Below are 19429 nucleotides of genomic sequence, written 5' to 3' on the forward strand. Positions count from 1 at the left end.
TCACGAGAGGGTCGCACCGCGCGGACACCCGTTACATGCCGCGGTAGTCCCTCGGGGCGAAGCGGGGGCCGAACCGGGGTTTGCCCGGGCCGCCCGCCTCGATGTAGCGGACCACGCGGTGCCGTTGCGGGGCGTACGGGGCGAGGACTTCCAGCATCCCCTTGTCGTCGACCTTGCGGCCCAGGAGGGCGTAGCCGACGAGGCCGGGGATGTGGAAGTCGCCGACACTGACCGCGTCGGGATCGCCCCAGGCCCGCTGCGCGATCTCCGCGGCGGTCCAGAAGCCGATGCCGGGCACCGTGCGCAGCAGGTCCCGGCCCTCGCGGCCACGCAGCCGCGTCGCCTTCTCCAGCCGGTGGGCCACCTGCGCGGCGGCCACGATCGCCTTGCGCCTGGTCAGGTCGACGCCTGCCCGGTGCCACTCCCAGTCCTTGATCGCCAGGACGGCGGCCGGGGTCGGCGGGGCGTACATGCCCTCCGGCGCCGGGCCGGGGGCGCGGGTGCCGAAGCGGCGGCACAGCTCACGCCACGAGCGGTGTGCCTCGTGGCCGGTGACCTTCTGTTCCAGAACCGAGGCGACCAGCGGGTCCCACACCCTGCCGGTGGATCCGAGGCGCAGTGCGGGCATGCGGCGGCGCAGGTCGGCGATGAGGGGGTGGTGGGCCTCGAAGCCGGAGTCGTCGTCCTCGGCACCCAGCAGCGCGGGGAGCCCGTCGGTCAGCAGCTGCGCGGCGTCGCCCCAGGCGGTGGCCCTGACCTCGCCCGCGACGGTGTGCAGGGCGAGGGTGCCGACGCCTGCCCCGGTGTTGGCCACGAGCCAGATCCGGCCGGCGTCGGTGACGCGGAAGGCCGGGTCGCCGAGGCCACGCCGCAGTGGCGCCAGCACCGAACGCAGGTCCAGTGCGAAGTCCGGTCGCCAGCCGCGCTCGATGGATGCCCGCACGGGGCAGGACGCTACCCGGTTATGCTGCCTGCCCTGTCACCTGTGGCGCCGGCGAGGCCGCATGGCGGCAGGCCTCGAAGCACGGTGAGCCGGGGGTCCGGTATCCGTCGCCCGCCCGGGTGGCAGATGATCACTGTGCCCAGGTGTGATTTCCCGGTTCTTCGCTGACGTGGAGCCAATTAAGGAATACCCTGAACCCCGAACATCGACGACGCGGACTAGGGAGAGGTCGACGCATGGACCCCCGTGAGCGGGCTGACGCCATTCTGGCGCGAGCCCGTGCGCGAGGCGCCTTCGTGGTGACTCCGGAGAGCGCCGTATCGCCGATGGACTCGGCGAACACGCTACAGATTCCGCGCGCCGTCGTCTCAGCGGCAGACGAACGCGACTCGGAGACGACGATGGTCGTGCCCGCCGTACGTCCCGGTGGACCGCAGCCACAGGACGAGTTGCCTGCTATCGCGCAGGAAGCGCTCACCGACGTGGTCGCCGTGCCCCACCACGGACCCCGGTCCCGGCAGCGGCGGCTCGAGCAGCACCAGAGCATGCTGGCCGCACAGGCCGCGGCCCGCGCGGCCGCCGAGCCTCACGACCTCGACGGGCTGGTGCCCACGATGAAGCAGCCGCCTTCTCCCGGTTCGCTTTCCGAGCGCCTGGACGGATGACCTTTCCGGTCTGACCAATAGGCCGGGCCGGCCCGCGCTCGCGTCGCCCAAATGCAATGAAGGCGTCCTTCGTAACGCTGGGCGTTATGAAGGCGTCCTTCAGTGCATTCCCGCACGGCGCGCGTCCCGCACGGCTTCAGGGCTTCTTCTTCGTTTCCGTCTTCAGGCGTAGTGCCAGCCCTGCCTTGATGCCCGCCCTGACCGGCGCCCACGCCAGCCCCTGGTGGCGGTCCGCGATGTAGCGGTACGCGCTCTCGTGGTGGGCGGCGAGCATCTTGTCCGACGACCTGGCCGTCGAGTGGCCCTGGATGTGCACCACCTCGGCGGTCGGCACGTACACGTTCTGCCAGCCGGCCCTCGCCAGGCGGTCGCCGAGGTCGACGTCCTCGAAGTACATGAAGTACCTCGGGTCGAAGCCGTCCACCGAGTCGAACGCCGCGCGCCGCATCAGCAGGCACGAGCCCGACAGCCACCCGGCCTCGCGCTCCTCGACCGACGTGTCCGACTGCTTGTACGCCTTGGTCCACGGGTTGTCCCGCCAGACCGTGCCGACCACCGCGTGGCCGATGCCCTTGCCGAGTGACGGGGTCAGCCTCGCCGACGGGTACACGGTGCCGGACGGTTCCCTGATCAGCGGGCCGAACGAGCCACCGCGCGGCCAGCGCTCCGCCGCCGCCAGCATGGCGTCCAGCGAGCCGGGTTCGAACTCCAGGTCCGGGTTGGCCACGACGATCCAGCCGTACTCCTGACCCAGCGTGGCCACGCCCCGGTTGGCCGCCGTGCCGTAGCCCAGGTTGCCGCCCGTGTGCAGCAGGGTCACGTTCGGCCGGGCCGAAGCCTTCTCGGGGGCGCCGTCCACCGAGCCGTTGTCGGCGAGGACGACGCTGACCTGCCTGGTCGTGGCCTTCTCAAGCGTGTCAAGGCAACGCTCCAGGGTCTCGCCGGGCGAGTAGGTCACGATGACGACTGCCAGCTCTTGGCCGTATTCCTCAGACACGCCTACGCATTCTGCCCGTCAACGCCTGCGCCGGTGCGCCCGGTACGCCTTGTCGTACGCCGCGCGGTGACCCTCCGCACTCGTCAGCCACGAGAACTCCTTCGCCCGGCGCTGTGCGGCGGCCGCCAGCGTCGCTCGCAGTGCCGGGTCGTCGAGTAACTCGGTCAGTGCCGCGGCGATGTCGCCCGCGCCGACGCCGCAGTACGCGACCGCGTCACCGCCGACCTCGGGTAACGCGAGTCGTCTGGTGGTCAGTACGCAGCCGCCGCACGCCATCGCCTCGAGCACCGGCAGGCCGAAGCCCTCGCCGAGTGACGGGTACGCCACCAGCGTCGAACCACCGAGGAAGCCCGCCAGCGTCTCGAACGGGAGGTAGCCGGCACGGATGACACGCAGGCGGTGCGGGACGTCGTCGAGGGCGCGTTCCACCTGGCGGTCCCAGCCCGGCTGGCCGGCCAGCACCAGCGCGGGCGGGTTCTCCCGCCCCCTGCACGCCGCCGCGAAGCCCCTGATCAGCGCCGGGACGTTCTTGCGTGGTTCCAGCGCACCGAGGAACGCCACGTACGGGGTGTCCGGGCCGAGGCCGACCAGCCGCCGCGCCGCCGAGACCTCCTCGTGCGTCGGCAGGTGGAACCTGTCGTTGTCGACGCCGTGCTGGATGATCTCCAGCCGGGACGCGTTCGTGCCCGTGACCCGTGCCAGCTCGGCTGCGGTCGCCGCGGACGGGACCACGCACAGCGACGCGCGGACGAGCGCCGTGCGCGTCCACGCGCGGAAGAAACGTGCCTTGATCGAGTGGTGCAGCACGGCGTCGGTGAAGAACGTCGCGTCGTGGAGGGTGACCACCGACGCCGCCGTGTTCGCCAGCGGGGTCGTGTAGTGCGGGGAATGCAGGACGTCCACGCCGAGCCTGCGCACCAGCCTCGGCAGCGTGGTCTGCTCCCACGTCAGCCGCGCCGTGCGGGTGGCGTTCGAGTCCGCGGTCGCCACCACGCGCGAGTGCGGTGCCAGCCGCCCGTACAGCTCGACGTCGCGGGGCTGGCACACCACGGTGATCGGCGCGCCGTCCGAGTCGAGGGCGTACACCAGCGAGTCCACGTACCTGCCTACGCCGCCACGATCCGCGGGCACGGCGGTCGCGTCGATGAGTACGCGGGGTTCAGCCACATGTAGCACCCTACGACTTCCGTGTCGCGCTCAATCACGACTGGGTGAAAAAGCCACACGACCAGTTGTTCAGCGTGCGTTTGCCATGTCGAAAAACCGCACGTGCAGACGCCACAGCTCCGTCGCGGCGTGTTCCCACGTGAACGCCTCCGCCCGGAGCCTGCCCTGCGCGACCCGTTCCGCGGTCGACGTCGGCTCGCTGACGACCTCGAGCAGTGCGTACGCCAGGGTGTCCGCGTCGCCGCGCGGCACGATGAGGCCGGTGCCGCCCGCGACCTCGACGAGCGCGGGGACGTCCGAGTGCACCACCGGCGTGCCGACCGCCATCGCCTCGAGGACCGGGAGGCCGAAGCCCTCCGCGCGGCTCGGCACCGCGAGGACCGCCGCGCGGCGCAGCACCGCGGACAGGTTGTCGTCGTCGATGCGGCCGAGGACGTGCAGGCGCTCGGCGGGAAAGCCGTACTCGGCGGCCAGCTCGGTCAGGTCGACCTGGCCCCAGCCGCGCGGGCCGACGACCACCAGTGGCAGGTCGGGGGCCTGCGGCCTGGCCATCGCGCGGACCAGCACGTCGAGGCCCTTGCGTGGCTCGACCGTGCCGACCGCGAGCACGTAGGTCTCCGGCAGCCGCAGCCTGCCGGTGCGCAGTGCCGCCTCGTTGGGGTCCACGGGCAGGCGGAAGATGTCCGGCACGCCGTGCGGGACGACCGCGACCGGCGCCGGGCCGGGGGCGTGCTGGGCCAGTTCCTCGGCGACGGCCGCCGTGGGCACCACGACCGCGTTGGCGTGGCCGGTCGCGCGGCGGATCACGGACTGGTGCCAGGCCGCGCCTCGGCGGGTGAGGGTCTCCGGATGGGTGAACGGCACGGTGTCGTGCACGGTCACGACCAGGCAGCGGCCGCGTTTGGGTGCGGGCGGGGCGAGCGGGGTCGGCGCGTGCACGGCGTCGCCGCCCGGCCAGAAGTGGACGCCCTTCTCCCAGAGCCCGGTGAGCACGCGGCGGGGCATGGGCAGGGCACGCGGGCCCGCCACGTCGGGCACGACCGCCGGCTGGAGGTCACGATGCGTGGCCGTCACTCCGGCGACGGTCCACCCGGGCGGCACGGCGGCCGCCATCGCGGCGAGCAGCTCACGCGTGTATCGGCCGGTCCCGCCGGGAACGGCCGCGAGGAGCTGCTCGGTGAGCACGACGAGCTCGGGCACGGCATCAGGGTACGGTTTCGGACCGTGACCGGCCTGTTGACACGCAGCACCATCGTGGTCGTCACCTGGCGCGGGAAGGACCACGTCGGCGCCTGCCTCGACGCGGTCGCCACGCAGTCCAGGCCGCACCGGCTGGTGGTGATCGACAACGCGTCGGACGACGGGACCTCGGCCGTGCTCGCCGCGCACCCCTCGGCACCCGAGGTGCGGCGGCTGCCCGCGAACGTCGGCTACGCGGGTGCCCTGGCGTCGGTGTCACCCGACACGGAGTTCACGGCGTGGCTCAACGACGACGCCGAACCGGCCCCGGACTGGCTGGCGTCGCTGGAGGACGCCCTCGACAAGGAGCCCGATGCCGCGGCGGCGGGCTCGCGGATGGTCGGCTCGGACGGCTCGGTGATCTCGCTCGGCGTCGGCCTCACCGCGGACGGCCACGGTGTGGACCTGGTCACGGCGGACACACCGCCCTTCGGTTTCTGCGGGGGCGCGGTCCTGCTGCGGACGGCGGTGCTGCGCGAGGTGGGTGGCGTCCCGGCGCGGTTCTTCTGCTATTACGAGGACACCGACACGGCGTGGCGGCTGCGCCTGGCCGGCCACTCGATCGTGTCGGTCCCGACGGCCGAGGTGACCCACCGGCACGGCGCCAGCACCAGGCCCGGCTCCCGCCCCTTCCACCTGTGGAACGAGCGCAACCGGCTGGCCATGCTGGTCCGCTGCGCTCCCGGGATGGTCGCGGCCAAGGAGGTGGCGCGGTTCGCGGCCATCACCGCGATGCTCCCGCTTCGCCGCGGTGCCGCCGAGAGACCGTGGAACTTCCGCGTGGGGCTGCGGCTGCGGGTCCTTGCCGAGGTGGTGACCGCGCTGCCCCGCCTTCTCGCCGAGCGGAGAACCGTGTCCCGGGGTGCGCACGTCTCCCGGTCAGAGGTGTGGCGTCGCTCCGGATCGGGGGAATCGGTCGGTTGAGCGGTCGTCACATGGTGTGATGGTGCAGGCTTGAACTACAGCCCGAACCCCTAGGAGCGCGTGTGCCAGATCCGGCGCTACGTCCTGTCGTCTCGGTCGTCGTGGTCAACTACCGCGGCGCCGACGACACCATCGCCTGCCTGCGCGCACTGCGCGAACAGCTCGACTATCCGGCTGACCGGCTACAAGTGGTCTGCGTGGACAACGCGTCGGGCGACGGGAGCGCGGAACGCATCCGGGCCGTGCCCGGTGTCGAGGTCGTCGAGTCGCCGGTCAACCTCGGGTTCGCCGGTGGGTGCAACCTGGGCGTGCAGCACGCGGCAGGCGCGGTCCTCGCCTTCCTGAACAACGACGCCCGACCCCACCCCCAGTGGATCAACGCGGCCGTTGACGTCCTGCGGCAGGAGCCGACCGTCGCCGCGGTCGCGAGCAAGGTGCTGGACTGGGACGGCGAGAACATCGACTTCGTGGACGGCGGCCTGACCTGGTTCGGCATGGGCTACAAGCGCCACGCGGGCCAGCCGGACGACGGCTCCCACGACCAGCCGCGTGACGTCCTCTTCGCCACCGGGTCGGCGATGTTCGTCCGCGCCGGGGTCTTCAAGCGGCTCGGCGGCTTCGACGAGCGGTTCTTCATGTTCTACGAGGACGTCGACCTCGGCTGGCGGATCAACCTGCGCGGCTGGCGGGTGCGCTACGAGCCCACCTCGCTCGCCTACCACCGCCACCACGCCTCGATGTCCAAAGTGGACGGACAGGACAACGCCCGCGAGCTGTTCCTCCTCGAACGCAACGCGCTGGCCGCGCTGTACAAGAACGTCTCGGACACCACGCTCGCGAAGGCACTGCCCGCGGCGCTCGCCCTCGCCGTGCGCAGGGCGACGGCACGCGGCGACCTCGACCCGACCCAGCTGGAGATCGGCAAGCCCGACACCGGCCCGACGGTCGAGATCCCCCGCTCGACACTCGCGGGCATCCTGGCGATCGACCAGTTCGTCGAGCTGCTGCCCAAGCTCCAGACGGCACGCCAGGTCGAGCAGCAGGCCCGGGTGAGGTCCGACGCGGACCTGATTCCCCTGATGCGCAAGGCGATGGAGCCCGCCTACCCGCTGCCCCGCTACCTCGCCGCACACGACGTCCTCGTCGACGTCTTCGGCCTAGAGGAGGCGTTCGGCGCGCGTCGCAGGGTTCTCGTGCTCACCGGTGACGCCCTCACCGAGCGCATGGCCGGGCCGGCGATCCGCGCGTGGAACATGGCCGACGTGCTCTGCGCGGAGCACGAGGTCCGGCTCGTCACCGTGAACCCGCTGTGCGCGCCACCCGAGGCGCCGTTCGCGGTGGCGCAGGCCAGGCAGCGCGACCTCACCCCGCACGTCGACTGGGCGGACGTCGTCGTGCTGCAGGGACACGCGCTCGAACTGGTGCCGGAGCTGAAGAAGGCGGGCTCCAACAAGATCGTCGTCTGCGACATGTACGACCCGATGCACCTCGAACTGCTGGAACAGGGCAAGGACGACACCGACGAGCAGCGCGAGCTGGACCTCATCGGCGTCACCAAGGTGCTGAACACACAGCTCGAACGCGGCGACTTCTTCCTGTGCGCGTCGGAGCGCCAGCGCCATTTCTGGCTCGGCCACCTCACCGCGCTCGGCAGGCTCACGCCCTCGTTGTACGACAACGATCCCACGGTCAAGTCGCTGCTCGCGGTCGCGCCGTTCGGCCTGCCCGGCAAGCCGCCGCAGAAGACCGGCACCCCCATCCGGGGGCGCATCGCCTCGGACACCGACAAGGTGATCATCTGGGCGGGCGGCGTGTACAGCTGGTTCGACCCGCTGACGCTGCTCCACGCCGTGGATCGCCTGCGCCGCAAGTACTCCAACGCACGACTGCTGTTCCTCGGCATGAAGCACCCGAACCCCGAGGTGCCGGAGATGGACATCGGCACGCAGACGCGTGCGCTGTCCGAGCGGCTCGGGCTGACGAACCAGCACGTGTTCTTCAACGAGACGTGGGTGCCCTACGCGGAGCGGCAGAACTGGCTGCTGGAGGCGGACTGCGGCGTCACGACGCACTACGAGCACGTCGAGACCACGTTCGCCTTCCGCACCAGGGTGTTGGACTACCTGTGGACCGGCCTCCCGATCGTCACCACGGACGGCGACTCGTTCGCCGACCTCGTGCGGGCCGAGGGGCTCGGTGTCGTGGTGCCGCCGGAGAACCCGGACCGCCTGGCCGACGCGCTCGAGGCCGTGCTGTACGAACCGGAGTTCGCCGCCTCGGCACGCGAACGGATCGCGATCGTGCGTGAGCGGTACACGTGGGACACCGCACTCGCGCCACTGGTCTCCTTCTGCCGCAACCCCTCCCCCGCCGCGGACCGCCTGCCGGGCAAGGCCCCGCTCGTGCGCAACCCGCCGCTGGGAGTCACCGGCACGCTCCGCCGCGACCTCGACCTCATGAAGACGTACCTGGACGCGGGCGGGCCCGGCGAGCTGACCAAGCGGGCCGCCGGACGGGTGCGCAGACTCGCCTCAGAACGATGGCAGACGCGGAAGGGCCAGCAGGATGGCTAGCCGCACAAGGGTTCTGCTCGACGGCACGCCCCTGCTGGGTGCCCGCACGGGAATCGGCCGCTACACGTCCGCGCTCGCCGAGGAACTGGCCTCGATGCCGGACGTGGACATGCGGGCCGTCGCGTTCACGTTGCGGGGCTGGCGAAAGCTGCGCAAGGTCCTGCCGCACGGCACCCGGTCGCGTGGCATGCCGGTGTCCGCGAGGCTGCTGCGCCAGTGCTGGCTGCGGGCGCCGTTCCCGCCGATCGAGCTGTTCGCCGGGTTCACGGATGTGGTGCACGGCACCAACTTCGTGCTGCCGCCCGCCGTCCGCGCCGCCGGCGTGCTGACCATCCACGACCTCGCGTTCCTCGACTCGCCCGGCGACCTACCGCCCTCGGACGAGCAGCTGCCCGCGCTGGTCGCCCGCTCGGCCGAACGCGCGGACATCGTGTGCACGCCGACCAGGGCGGTCGCCGACACCGTGACCGACCGCCTCGGCGTGCCGGCGGACAAGATCGTCGTGACACCGCTCGGCATCGATCCCGCGTGGTTCACCGCCCGCCCGCCGAGCGAGACCCTGCGACGCAGGATCGGCCTGCCGCCCAAGCAGTATCTGCTGTTCGTGGGTGCCGCCGGGCCGCGCAAGGCGTTGGAGTGGCTGCTGAAGGCGCACGAGAACACGCCGGACCTGCCGCCGCTCGTGCTCGCCGGGCCGGGCCACGCGAGCAACGGCGACACCGTGCGGTCGATCGGCTATCTGTCCGATGTGGACCTGCGCAGCGTGGTGGCCGGTGCGGCAGCACTGGTTCTCCCCTCCAGGGACGAGGGTTTCGGACTGCCGGTGCTGGAGGCACTCGCCTGTGACGTGCCGGTGGTGTGCTCGGACCTGCCCGCGCTGCGGGAGGTCGCGGGCGGCCACGCGTCACTCGTGCCGTTCGGGGACGTGGAGGCCATGGGCGCGGCGCTGACGAGCGCGCTGGAGGCCAGCCCCGACGCCCCCACGCTGACCGCCCGCCGCACCTACGCGGCAGGCTTCACGTGGCGACGGACGGCGGAGCTGACCGTGGAGGCCTACCGCCGCGCGATGGCCTAGCGGCGGGCCTCAGGAGGGCGGGAGGCGGAAGTGCTCGCCGTGCTGCGCGAACGCCGCCGCGAGGGCATCCCGCCACGACCGCATCGGCGGCAGGCCGGCGTCGCGCCACGCGCGGTCCGACAGCACCGAGTAGGCGGGCCTAGGCGCGGGCCGGGGGAACTCCTCGGTGGTGCAGGGCAGCACCCTGGCCGGATCCAGCCCCAGCTCCTCGAAGACGGCCTGCGCGAAGCCGAACCACGTGGTCTCGCCGCCGCCCGCGCAGTGCAGTGTCCGCGACGACGGCCCGTCCCCGGACGCGATCCGCGCGGCCAGCGCCAGCAGACCGTCGGCCAGGTCACCGGTCCACGTCGGGCAGCCGCGCTGGTCGTCCACGACGGACACCGTGTCCCGCGCGGCGGCCAGTTTGGCCATCGTCTTCACGAAGTTGCCGCCGAACGCGCCGTACACCCAGGCCGTCCGCACGACCCAGGCACGCGCACCCGACCCCAACACGGCGTCCTCGCCTGCCGCTTTCGTTGCCCCGTAGGCGGTTCGCGGCCGCACCGGATCGTCGGTCTCGTAGGGACGGGCGGCGTCGCCCGCGAACACGTAGTCCGTGGACACGTGCACGAACGGCACGTTCGCCGTCGCGCAGGCGGCGGCCAGCAGCCGGGGCCCGTCCGCGTTGATCGCGAACGCCTTCGCCGGGTCGGTCTCGGCAGCGTCGACGGCGTTGTAGGCCGCCGCGTTGATCACCACGGGTTTGCGCCCGTCGGTGGCGGCCGACTCCGCGAGGGCCTTCACGGCCTCGATCACCGCACCGGCGTTCGTCACGTCGAGTTCGGCCGAGCCGGGGGCGCGTACCACCTCGGCGCGGGCCGCCAGCTCACGTCCGAGCTGGCCGTGCCCGCCCGGCACCAGGATTGACAGCATCAGCCCAGCTTCGCGCGGTCCTTGAGGGGCTCCCACCACGACCGGTTCGACCGGAACCACTCGATGGTGCTGGCCAGGCCCTCGTCGAAGGTCATCAGCGGCCGGTAGCCGAGCTCGTTGGTGATCTTGGTGATGTCGACGGAGTAACGGCGGTCGTGGGCCTTGCGGTCCTCGACGCGCTCCACCATCTCGTCGCCGACGCCGAACGCGGCGAGCAGGCGTTCGGTCAGCTCGAGGTTGGTCAGCTCGGTGCCGCCGCCGATGTTGTAGATCTCACCGGGCCTGCCGGACTCCGCGACGAGCTGGATGCCCCAGCAGTGGTCGTCGACGTGCAGCCAGTCGCGCACGTTCAGGCCGTCGCCGTAGAGCGGGACCTTCTTGCCGTCCATCAGGTTCGTCACGAACAGTGGTATGACCTTCTCGGGGAACTGGTACGGGCCGTAGTTGTTCGAGCAGCGCGTGATGCACACCGGCAGGCCGTGCGTGCGGTGGAACGACCGCGCCAGCAGGTCCGAGGACGCCTTCGACGCCGAGTACGGCGAGTTCGGCTCCAGCGGGTGGGTCTCGGGCCACGAGCCGGACTCGATCGAGCCGTACACCTCGTCGGTCGAGACGTGCACGAACTTCGAGACACCCGCGTCGACCGCACCCTGCAGCAGGGTCTGCGTGCCGAGCACGTTCGTCACCACGAAGTCGGCCGCGCCGAGGATCGAGCGGTCCACGTGCGACTCGGCCGCGAAGTGCACGACCAGGTCCACCCCGGCCATGACCTGCGAGACGACGGCCGGGTCGCAGATGTCACCGCGCACGAAGCGCAGCCGCGGGTCGTCCCGCACCGGCGCGAGGTTGGCCTCGTTGCCCGCGTAGGTCAGCTTGTCGAGCACCACGACCTCGGCCTCGGCAAGCGACGCGTAGGCCCCACCGAGTGCCTTGCGTACGTAGTGCGATCCGATGAACCCGGCACCGCCGGTGACGAGCACGCGCATCTAGCTCCCAATCCTCACCGGGAGTAAACCCCGGACGGCCACTATTGCGTCCTACTTGATAACAACACCCCGGGCGCCGAGGTCGCGCCGGTATCCTACTGGCAGGGATCTGCCCGGGGGTGGGGAGGAGCGTACGTGGCTGGACGTGCGCAGGGTTGGCGAAAGACCGGTTCCGTGACGGGCCGGTCACTCATCGCTGTCATCTCTGCGGCTGTACTGGGCACCATGGGTTACGGATGGTGGGCGGTCGGTGACGTCGACAAGGGTACCGTGACCACCGACGTGATCGCCCAGGAAGTTCAGGACCAGCGCATACCGCTTGACGGAGCCGTCGACATGCTGCTCGTCGGCATGGACAGCCGGACCGACGCGTACGGCAACCCGTTGCCCCGCGAGGTCCTCGACATGTTGCACGCCGGGATCAGTGACGGCGAGCGCAACACCGACACGATCATCCTCGTGCACATCCCGGTGGACGGCACCCGCGCGATCGCGATCTCCTTCCCGCGCGACTCGTGGGTCCAGCTCGCGGGCGGCTTCGGCAAGCACCGGATCAACTCGGCGTTCGCGTACGCGTACAACAACGCCCGCGAGGAGCTCGCGAACGCGCCGGACGAGCGGACCCGCGACGAGCAGGCCAAGGTCATCGGCCGCAAGAACCTGATCGCGACCGTGCAGGACCTGGTGGGCTCCTCGGTCACGATCGACCGCTACGCGGAGGTGAACCTCCTCTCGTTCTACGAGGTCACCAACGCCATCGGCGGGGTCGACGTGTGCCTGAACGCGCCGACGCAGGACGACCTGTCCGGCGCGAACTTCCCGGCGGGCGAACAGACCGTGACCGGCGCGCAGGCGCTCGCGTTCGTGCGCCAGCGCCACGGTTTACCCAACGGCGACCTGGACAGGATCGTGCGCCAGCAGGTGTTCCTCGGCGCGATGGCGAACAAGGTGCTGTCCGCGGACATGCTGACCAGTCCGACGAAGGTGCGGCAGCTGGTCGGTGCCGTCCAGCGGTCGGTGATCCTGTCCAACGGCTGGTCGCTGTCCACGTTCGCGTCGCAGATGTCCGGGCTGACCGCGGACGGTATCGACTTCTACACGATCCCCACGCTCGGCGACGCGAAGATCGGCGGCGCGGACGTGCTGAGGATCGACCCGCAGCAGGTCGCGGCGTACGTCTCGTCGCTGACCACCGACGAGACCACCTCGCCGTCCTCGGGCAGCGCGACGACCACCACCACACCGCCGCCCACGCCGGGAGGCGACGTGGCGCGCCCGGCGCTGGGCACGATCACGGTGGACGTGCGCAACGGCTCGCACACCAGGGGTCTCGCGGGAACCGTGCGGCAGACGGTGATCGACAAGGGCTTCATCGGCGGTGACGTCGGCGACGCGCCGGTGCGGACGTCCTCGGTGATCCAGTACGGGACCGGGGCACGCAACATCGCCGAGTACCTGGCAGGCGAGCTTGGCGGGAAGTTCACGTTCGAGGAGGACGCCTCGCTGTCGGCCGACCAGCTGACGGTCGTGCTCGGCACCGACCACGACGACGCGGTCACCGACGGGGTGCGTGTCCAGCCGTCGTCGCCTGCCGGGCCGACGTCCGGCTCGGCGCCGAAGCCGACTCCGCAGATCAACGCGGACGGGTTGAACTGTGTGAACTGACGGACCTCCTCCATGCGGGTTGATCAGGGCAGATCGGACCGGTTTCTTCGGTACGAGCGGTTAGCCTCTGACCGAGGCCGGCAGGGGGAGGTGACCAATGGCCGATGGTCAGTCCGTGAACGAGGGCGCGGACGATCCGACGACGTACGCGACCGCGGTGGGAGCGGTGGAACCGCTCGAGGACGAGCCGGTCGCGCCTGTGGAGCAGCACGTCCGCAGGCGGCGACGCGGCTGGCTGGTAACCGGCCGCGTGTTCCTCGGCCTGGTCTCGGCCGTGGCGCTGGCGGCGATGACGTTGGTGTACCTGCGGGTCGACGAGCTGGACCAGAGCAAGAACACGACCGATGCCGTGGCGCAGGCGCAGGCAGGCCCACACGCCCCGGTCGTGCAGGACGAGGGCGACGGCGCGAACGACATCCTGATCGTCGGCAACGACAGCCGAACGGACATGCAGGGCAGGCCGCTGTCGGCGAAGGTGCTGCGCGAGTTACGCACCGAGGCGACGGAGACGACGAACACCGACACGCTGATCCTGTTACGCATCCCGGAGAACGGCGGCCGGACGTCGGCGGTCTCCATCCCCCGCGACACGTCCGTGCGGGTCGAGGAGCGCGATCGCGACGAGAAGATCAACGGTGTCTTCGGCATCACGAAGGCGCTGGCGATGGAACGCATGGTCAACGGTGGCGAGAAGGACCGCGCCAAGATCAACCGCGAGTCGGACGACGAGGGCCGCACGTCGCTGATCCAGGCGGTGCAGGGCCTGACGGGTGTGCGGGTGGACCACTACGTCGAGGTGAGCCTGTACGGGTTCTACCTGTTGACGCAGGCCATCGACGGCGTGGACGTGTGCCTGAACCACTCGACGAGCGACCCGGACTCCGGCGCGTCGTTCCGCCGCGGCCCGCAGACGGTGCGAGGCGGCGACGCGGTGTCGTTCGTGCGGCAGCGCAAGAACCTGCCGAGAGGCGATCTGGACAGGATCGTGCGACAGCAGGTGTTCCTGTCGTCGGCGATGCAGAAAGTGCTGTCGGGTGACCTGCTGACGAACAACACGAAGCTGAACGCGTTGGAGGAGGCCGTCTCCAAGACGATGATCATGGACGGCGGCCTGCACTTCCTGGACCTCGTGGGTCTGGCCCAGACGATGTCGTCGGGCAGCGTCCAGTTCGTGACGATCCCGGTCGAGGCCGTGGGGGCGCGAAACGACCGTCAGCAGAGCATCATCGTGGTGGACCAGGGAAAGGTGCACGCGTTCGTGGAGAGTCTGCTGGCGCCGGCGGGCCAACAGCAGCCCTCCGGCATGCCGGCAGGCCACAGCGACGGCACGGCAGACGACGGCACGGCACCGGTGGGCTACGCCGGCACGTCACCGGGGGTTCACGGCGGCACCGCTCCGGCAGGCTACGGCGGCACCGCGCCAGCGGGTTACGTCGCCCAACCGACGGTTCCGTGCGTGGACTAGCCTCCGTCCGTGAGCCTCACGGAGAAGCTGCTGCAGGGCGCGCCTGCCCAGCCCCTGATCACCCACTACGACGACGACGCGGACACCCGGGTCGAGCTGTCGGTGGCGACAATGCGCAACTGGGCGGCGAAGACCGCGAACTGGCTGGTGCAGGAGCTGGACGTGTCGCCGGGTGACCGAGTGGCGGTTCTGCTGCCCGCACACTGGCAGACGGCGGCCGTGCTACTCGGGGCGTGGTGGGCCGGCGCGGAGGTGGTGACCGCGGGCGAGTCGTCGGTGGCCTTCGTGCCGCCGGGAGCGCCGGTGGACAACGCGGCGGTGAAGGCGATCGCGTCACTGGACCCGATGGGCCGGGACCTGGGCGACGAGATCCCGGACGGCTACGTCGACTACCTGGCCGAGTCCCGCCTGTGCGGCGATGACTACTTCGGCAGCCCGGTCCCGGCCGACACCCTGTGCCTGATGGGCTTCACGGTGGACGAAATCCTGTCGAAGGCGGCGGAACGGGCGGAGGACCTCGGCCTGACGGCGTCGTCCCGCGTGTTGTCCACATTGGACTGGCCGGCAAACCTCATGGACGGCTTCGTGACAGTGCTGGCAGCGGGCGCGAGCCTGGTCCAGGTCTCGAACGCCGACCCGGCAAAGCTGGACAAGCACGAGGAAACCGAACGCACGACGACGGTTCTGACGTAGGACCAGACAGGCCACGCCGCTCTCGCAGGGACCAGGGCCAGGCGGACCGAGGGGCTCACTCCGCCCCTGGAGTCCCCCCGGACCGCACCCTCTGACACCTGACTGCACAGCCGAGCATTCGATGTCAGTGAATGGGCAGTTGTGTGACATCGATGATCCCGACGTTGCTCATGACAGACATGGTGAACCCGATGAGTTCCCACAATGGGTGGATGACACACAACGCGCCAATAGCAGACAACTGCCAAATGTTGGACATGTTGCGCTGGGCTGTCACCCGTGGATCTCGACGCCTCCAGTGAGCACGCCCCGGGCAGCCTTCTCCCCATCTACGGTACGGACCCCCGCCACGGCGAATGGTCACACAAGGCTTTCATGCCAGATCCGTTGCCGACCAGGTCGCCAGAACTAAACGGGGCCACCTACCGCGCGGTGGCGGATGCTCGCGCCGCCCTCGCGGCACTTGACAGCACTGCGCGACGATTGCCCAATCCTCGTCTGTTCCGCACGCCTTCACTTCGAACTGAGGCGCAAAGTACTTCGGCACTGGAAGGTACGTACGCACCTCTTGCGGAGGTACTTACCGCCGACGAAGAACGGCCACAAAGCACGGACATGCGCGAAATTCTCAACTACGTCATCATGGCCGAGAACGCGTTCAACTGGATCGAAAGCGGCCGTCCCCTGACTGTGAGCCTGCTAGAAGAGCTCCAAGGCGCACTCGTCCGCGGAACAAAACACGAGGGTCCGTCGTCGGGAAAAATCCGTGATCATCAGGTTGCGGTAGGAAGGCGTGAAGGCGCGCGTCCCGGTGATCTGTCCGTACAGGCGGCACGCTTCGTTCCCCCACCGCCCGGCCTGGAACTGCAAGCGAGCCTTCGCGACCTGCTCGACTGGATGGCCGACAAGTCCATAGGTCGCGAGATCGACCCCGTCGTGTCCGCCGCACTGTCCCACTATCAGTTCGAGACCTTGCACCCGTTCCACGACGGGAATGGCAGAATCGGTCGGATGCTGATTGTGGCCAGCCTCTATGAACAAGGAGTCCTACTTGAGCCAACCCTGACCGTTTCGCCATGGTTCGAGGCACGACGCACCGAGTACTACGATTATCTGTTCGCAGTCAGCGCAACTGCGGACTGGAATACTTATGTGCAATTTTTTGCACACGGCCTGGAGGCTTCGGCACAGCGAACCCACGATCGCATGATTACACTGGTCGATATACGCGCAGAAATGAAGGAAAACGTTCGAGAGTCGTCACTCAGGGCGGACACGGCACATGCGTTGATCGATTTTGCCATTTCCAACATATCATTCACCGTACGAGCGGTCGAGAAAGAACTTCAAATATCCTACGGTCGCGCCAATGGCCTCGTGGGTCAGCTTGTGCAACTAGGAGTACTCGCCCCCCTGTACCCCGGATCTGGTGGTGCACGCAGATTCTACGCGCCGCAGGCCTACAACGTCCTCCTAGACGAGACCTGAGGACGGGACCGTCGAGGTCCCAGCGTCGGCGAGCGTCGAACCCCTTCCGCGACACAGAGCACCTGTCGACCGCCCAACAAGCGAACACAGCGTGACGCACAGCTGTCATGTGCTGTATCACTCCAGGCAACACACGCGTGGCATCTGGTTTCTGATGCCACGACAAGAGCCCCCAACCGCTGACAGCACAACGGAGCAGCGAGGCTTTACTACCCCCTGGAGCAGGGCCCTTGCCATGACCATGCGCTGGATCTGGGTGATTTCATCCTGACCAGACACGACCTCGGCAACTTCCGTCGAAAACGGCCTCCGACCTGCTGCGATAGCTCTCAACACTTCTCGTCGAATCTCGCCTCTACCCGACGCGTGAGGGCCTGGAGACGGCCTAAGTCCCGTCGGGTCTTCGGTTGTTTCGCCTCGTCGCTCGACCTCCCCGTGAGCGCGGGGTGACCCTTTCAGACGCGCCCTACTCGTCACCGTTCCCCTCGTCCCGGCTGCGGTTAGCGCCGGGTCGTCGGCGTCAAGGGTCGGGCGAAGCTCGATCGCGCCAGCGACGCGACGGAGGAGCGCCCTTGATGCCGGCGGGCCGGTGTTAAACGATCGCCGGACGTATGAGAGGGCGACCAACTGGAGGTGCCGCTGCCCAGGCTGGTCCATGGGTCAGGCGCGATGAGGTCGTTGGCCGGTTGGCGGCCGTGGGCGGAGTGGCAGGCCGTCCGTCCGGCGGGGCGGAGCGCCGCCCTTGATCCCATAGAGTCAAATTCGGCAACATGCTATGCAGACAACCTGAACCCGATGTCGTGTCCCGGTAGATGCTTGACGCTGTTGTCCCATCTGCTGCTTGACAGTGGCCGTGACTGACATCGTTGTCACGTGATCTGTCAACCTACAGTTTCATGATCAGGTTCGCGGCCGCCTTCGGTCGGCCTGTCACTACTGCCTGCCATCCTTGTAGTTCGCAATCGCAAACTTCTAACGTGGACCACTCGCTGCGGCCACTTGACCCTCGTTCTTTGGTGCAAACCGAGGGCACTTCGCACTCCCCAGATGGCAGGCTGTGCCCCCTCCAGTACTCTGAGCACCCGAAGGCAGGTGTTCAACTTTGACATCTAGGCGCCATCTGGCTATTATGATGGTTAACATGGCCAGCCCCTCTGCCGCAACCGGCACGGGCTGGTTTTCCGTTGTAGGGTTTATCTGCCAATGAACTACGCGAAGCCGCATCTGACATACCAGCAACAGGTGGCGCTGCTCGCGCAGCGAGGCATGGTGATTGACGATGCAGCAGCAGCCTCGGAACTACTCTCCACCATCGGCTACTACCGACTGAGCGGGTACTGGTATCCGTATCGGGCGCCGAAGCCGCTCGATGAGCCGGGACGCAGCGACAACTTTTTGCCGGGCACCGCTCTTGGGAACGTACTCGCGCTTTACGACATGGACCGACGTTTGAAGTTGACGGTCCTTGGCCTCATCGAACAGATCGAGGTGGCCGTTCGAGTCCGTGTCGGGTACGTCTTGGGTGAGCGTGACACGTACGCACACCTTGATCCAACGCATCTCGATGGAAGATTTTCAAGGCCAACACAGCACGGTGGACAAAGTCGATACGAGAAGTGGAGACGCCGCATCCAAGAGGCGCAAGAACGCTCCACTGAGGACTTCATAAGACATTTTAGAGCATTCTATAACGACCGCCTACCAATATGGGTTGTCACTGAGATAATGGATTTCGGCCTACTATCGAACCTATATGCTGGAGCGAAGCGACCTGACCGTGACCGCATCGCCGATGAGCTGGGCGTTGTCGATGCACGCGGACGCGGCAACGGCGTTGCCCTAGAGAACTGGTTGCGGGTGCTGAACTACCTACGAAACATATGCGCCCATCACTCACGACTTTGGAATCGAAACATGACAGTTCAGGTCGCCACTAGTCATCTAGCAGCGATCCCCCACTTCAGCACCTCCACACCACAGAAGGCTCGGCCGATCGGGTATACGCTCCACTGTGCATTTTGGGATTCCTTGTAAAGTCAGTCACGCTAGATCCCCAGTGGTCAACAACGATCCGAGAAGTACTGTCGACAGGACTTGCAGCGGCAAAGCGGGACTTCGGCGAGATGGGCTTCCCCTCTGACTGGCAAGCCCAGGGCATCTGGCAATAGCGCTCAGTGCTTCTCGAAGAAACGTGACGGCACCTGCCGGACTGACTTGGCAACCCTTCTCCGAAGGAGAGGACGGCGACTTCTTGTCACCCGTCTACCTGGCGTTCAATATTCCTCCGTTCTGACTACTCGAAGAGTGGTGAGTACAAACCCATGCTGGTGATGACGAGGTCGACGCCGGCTGCAGCGAGACGGTCTTTTTTTTGCCCGTTTTGTTGGCGTATCCAACTGCGGTCGCTTGGGACGCTTGGACGTCGGCGACGCAATAGCCTATGAGTGTGCAGCGAGATGCGGGGGCGGCGAGTGCGTCTGCTGCCTCGGTAACCAGGAACGGGCTCGGCTTAAGCAGTACCACGTCCGCGCTGGTGCGTGCCGACACCAGGTCGACTTCGGCGCGAAGGTCGTGGATCTCCAGGTAACTGTCGACGGCGGCGGCACTGTGCCTTCGGCAGGGCGAGATCCTGGGGCT

Annotated in this window: 15 protein-coding genes; 9 read left to right on the forward strand and 6 right to left on the reverse strand. The window is 68.5% G+C overall.

Features of this window, described 5'->3' with window-relative positions; all coding sequences use genetic code 11:
* Positions 1 to 31 precede the first annotated feature (31 nt).
* Complete coding sequence (locus CLV71_RS45055) at positions 32 to 943, reverse strand: DNA-3-methyladenine glycosylase family protein (RefSeq protein ID WP_243867449.1); 912 nt, start codon at positions 941 to 943, stop codon at positions 32 to 34.
* Positions 944 to 1269: 326 nt separating this feature from the next.
* Here CLV71_RS45055 and CLV71_RS45060 point away from each other — a divergent pair, with 326 nt between their 5' ends.
* Positions 1270 to 1608, forward strand: coding sequence for a hypothetical protein (locus CLV71_RS45060; protein WP_243867451.1), 339 nt, complete (start codon positions 1270 to 1272; stop codon positions 1606 to 1608).
* Positions 1609 to 1744: 136 nt separating this feature from the next.
* On the opposite strand, the gene CLV71_RS45065 is transcribed toward CLV71_RS45060, so the two are convergent.
* From CLV71_RS45065 to CLV71_RS45075, 3 genes are all read right to left on the reverse strand, one after another.
* Positions 1745 to 2605, reverse strand: a complete 861-nt coding sequence (locus CLV71_RS45065) for a glycosyltransferase family 2 protein (protein ID WP_133909119.1) — start codon at positions 2603 to 2605, stop codon at positions 1745 to 1747.
* A gap of 18 nt (positions 2606 to 2623) precedes the next feature.
* The gene (locus CLV71_RS45070) at positions 2624 to 3772 is read right to left on the reverse strand and encodes a glycosyltransferase family 4 protein (protein ID WP_133909120.1); all 1149 of its coding nucleotides are present in this window, start codon (positions 3770 to 3772) and stop codon (positions 2624 to 2626) included.
* Positions 3773 to 3841: 69 nt separating this feature from the next.
* On the reverse strand, positions 3842 to 4972 hold the full coding sequence (locus CLV71_RS45075; protein ID WP_133909121.1) for a glycosyltransferase family 4 protein: 1131 nt from the start codon (positions 4970 to 4972) through the stop codon (positions 3842 to 3844).
* A 33-nt stretch (positions 4973 to 5005) separates the two neighbouring features.
* On the opposite strand from CLV71_RS45075, the gene CLV71_RS45080 reads away from it, so the two are divergent.
* The 3 genes from CLV71_RS45080 (at position 5006) to CLV71_RS45090 (ending at position 9583) form a co-directional block, all read left to right on the forward strand.
* A complete protein-coding gene (locus CLV71_RS45080; RefSeq protein WP_133909159.1) occupies positions 5006 to 5935 on the forward strand; it encodes a glycosyltransferase family 2 protein in 930 nt (309 codons plus the stop codon).
* Between the two features lie 62 nt (positions 5936 to 5997).
* Positions 5998 to 8508: a glycosyltransferase gene (locus CLV71_RS45085; RefSeq protein WP_133909122.1), complete on the forward strand. Its 2511-nt coding sequence runs from the start codon at positions 5998 to 6000 to the stop codon at positions 8506 to 8508.
* Positions 8501 to 9583: a glycosyltransferase family 4 protein gene (locus tag CLV71_RS45090; protein WP_133909123.1), complete on the forward strand. Its 1083-nt coding sequence runs from the start codon at positions 8501 to 8503 to the stop codon at positions 9581 to 9583. The genes CLV71_RS45085 and CLV71_RS45090 overlap by 8 nt, the downstream gene beginning before the upstream one ends.
* 9 nt (positions 9584 to 9592) lie before the next feature.
* Here the strand turns inward: CLV71_RS45090 and rfbD are convergent, their stop codons facing one another.
* Both rfbD and rfbB read right to left on the reverse strand, forming a co-directional pair.
* Positions 9593 to 10495: a dTDP-4-dehydrorhamnose reductase gene (gene rfbD / locus CLV71_RS45095; protein WP_133909124.1), complete on the reverse strand. Its 903-nt coding sequence runs from the start codon at positions 10493 to 10495 to the stop codon at positions 9593 to 9595.
* The gene (gene rfbB / locus CLV71_RS45100; protein ID WP_133909125.1) at positions 10495 to 11481 is read right to left on the reverse strand and encodes a dTDP-glucose 4,6-dehydratase; all 987 of its coding nucleotides are present in this window, start codon (positions 11479 to 11481) and stop codon (positions 10495 to 10497) included. Before rfbB ends, rfbD begins: the two co-directional genes overlap by 1 nt.
* A 225-nt stretch (positions 11482 to 11706) precedes the next feature.
* Between rfbB and CLV71_RS45105 the strand changes: the two genes are divergently transcribed.
* The 5 genes from CLV71_RS45105 (at position 11707) to CLV71_RS45125 (ending at position 18826) form a co-directional block, all read left to right on the forward strand.
* Positions 11707 to 13146: an LCP family protein gene (locus CLV71_RS45105; protein WP_133909126.1), complete on the forward strand. Its 1440-nt coding sequence runs from the start codon at positions 11707 to 11709 to the stop codon at positions 13144 to 13146.
* 97 nt (positions 13147 to 13243) lie between these two features.
* Entirely contained in the window at positions 13244 to 14611 is a 1368-nt protein-coding gene (locus CLV71_RS45110; RefSeq protein WP_243867452.1) for an LCP family protein, read from the forward strand.
* Positions 14612 to 14620: 9 nt separating this feature from the next.
* A complete protein-coding gene (locus CLV71_RS45115) occupies positions 14621 to 15304 on the forward strand; it encodes a TIGR03089 family protein (RefSeq protein WP_133909127.1) in 684 nt (227 codons plus the stop codon).
* Between the two features lie 279 nt (positions 15305 to 15583).
* Positions 15584 to 16792, forward strand: coding sequence for a Fic family protein (locus CLV71_RS45120; protein ID WP_208298050.1), 1209 nt, complete (start codon positions 15584 to 15586; stop codon positions 16790 to 16792).
* A 1203-nt stretch (positions 16793 to 17995) separates the two neighbouring features.
* Positions 17996 to 18826, forward strand: coding sequence for an Abi family protein (locus tag CLV71_RS45125; protein WP_133909128.1), 831 nt, complete (start codon positions 17996 to 17998; stop codon positions 18824 to 18826).
* Positions 18827 to 19429 lie beyond the last annotated feature (603 nt).

It is taken from the genome of Actinophytocola oryzae, assembly GCF_004364325.1.
Lineage (GTDB): Bacteria > Actinomycetota > Actinomycetes > Mycobacteriales > Pseudonocardiaceae > Actinophytocola > Actinophytocola oryzae.

Coding starts and splice junctions, on each gene's coding strand:
- CLV71_RS45060 (WP_243867451.1), top strand. CDS start 1,270: ATGGACTCGGCGAACACGCTACAGATTCCGCGCGCCGTCGTCTCAGCG.
- CLV71_RS45090 (WP_133909123.1), top strand. CDS start 8,501: ATGGCTAGCCGCACAAGGGTTCTGCTCGACGGCACGCCCCTGCTGGGT.
- rfbD (WP_133909124.1), bottom strand. CDS start 10,495: ATGCTGTCAATCCTGGTGCCGGGCGGGCACGGCCAGCTCGGACGTGAG.
- rfbB (WP_133909125.1), bottom strand. CDS start 11,481: ATGCGCGTGCTCGTCACCGGCGGTGCCGGGTTCATCGGATCGCACTAC.
- CLV71_RS45105 (WP_133909126.1), top strand. CDS start 11,707: ATGGGTTACGGATGGTGGGCGGTCGGTGACGTCGACAAGGGTACCGTG.
- CLV71_RS45110 (WP_243867452.1), top strand. CDS start 13,244: ATGGCCGATGGTCAGTCCGTGAACGAGGGCGCGGACGATCCGACGACG.
- CLV71_RS45125 (WP_133909128.1), top strand. CDS start 17,996: ATGAACTACGCGAAGCCGCATCTGACATACCAGCAACAGGTGGCGCTG.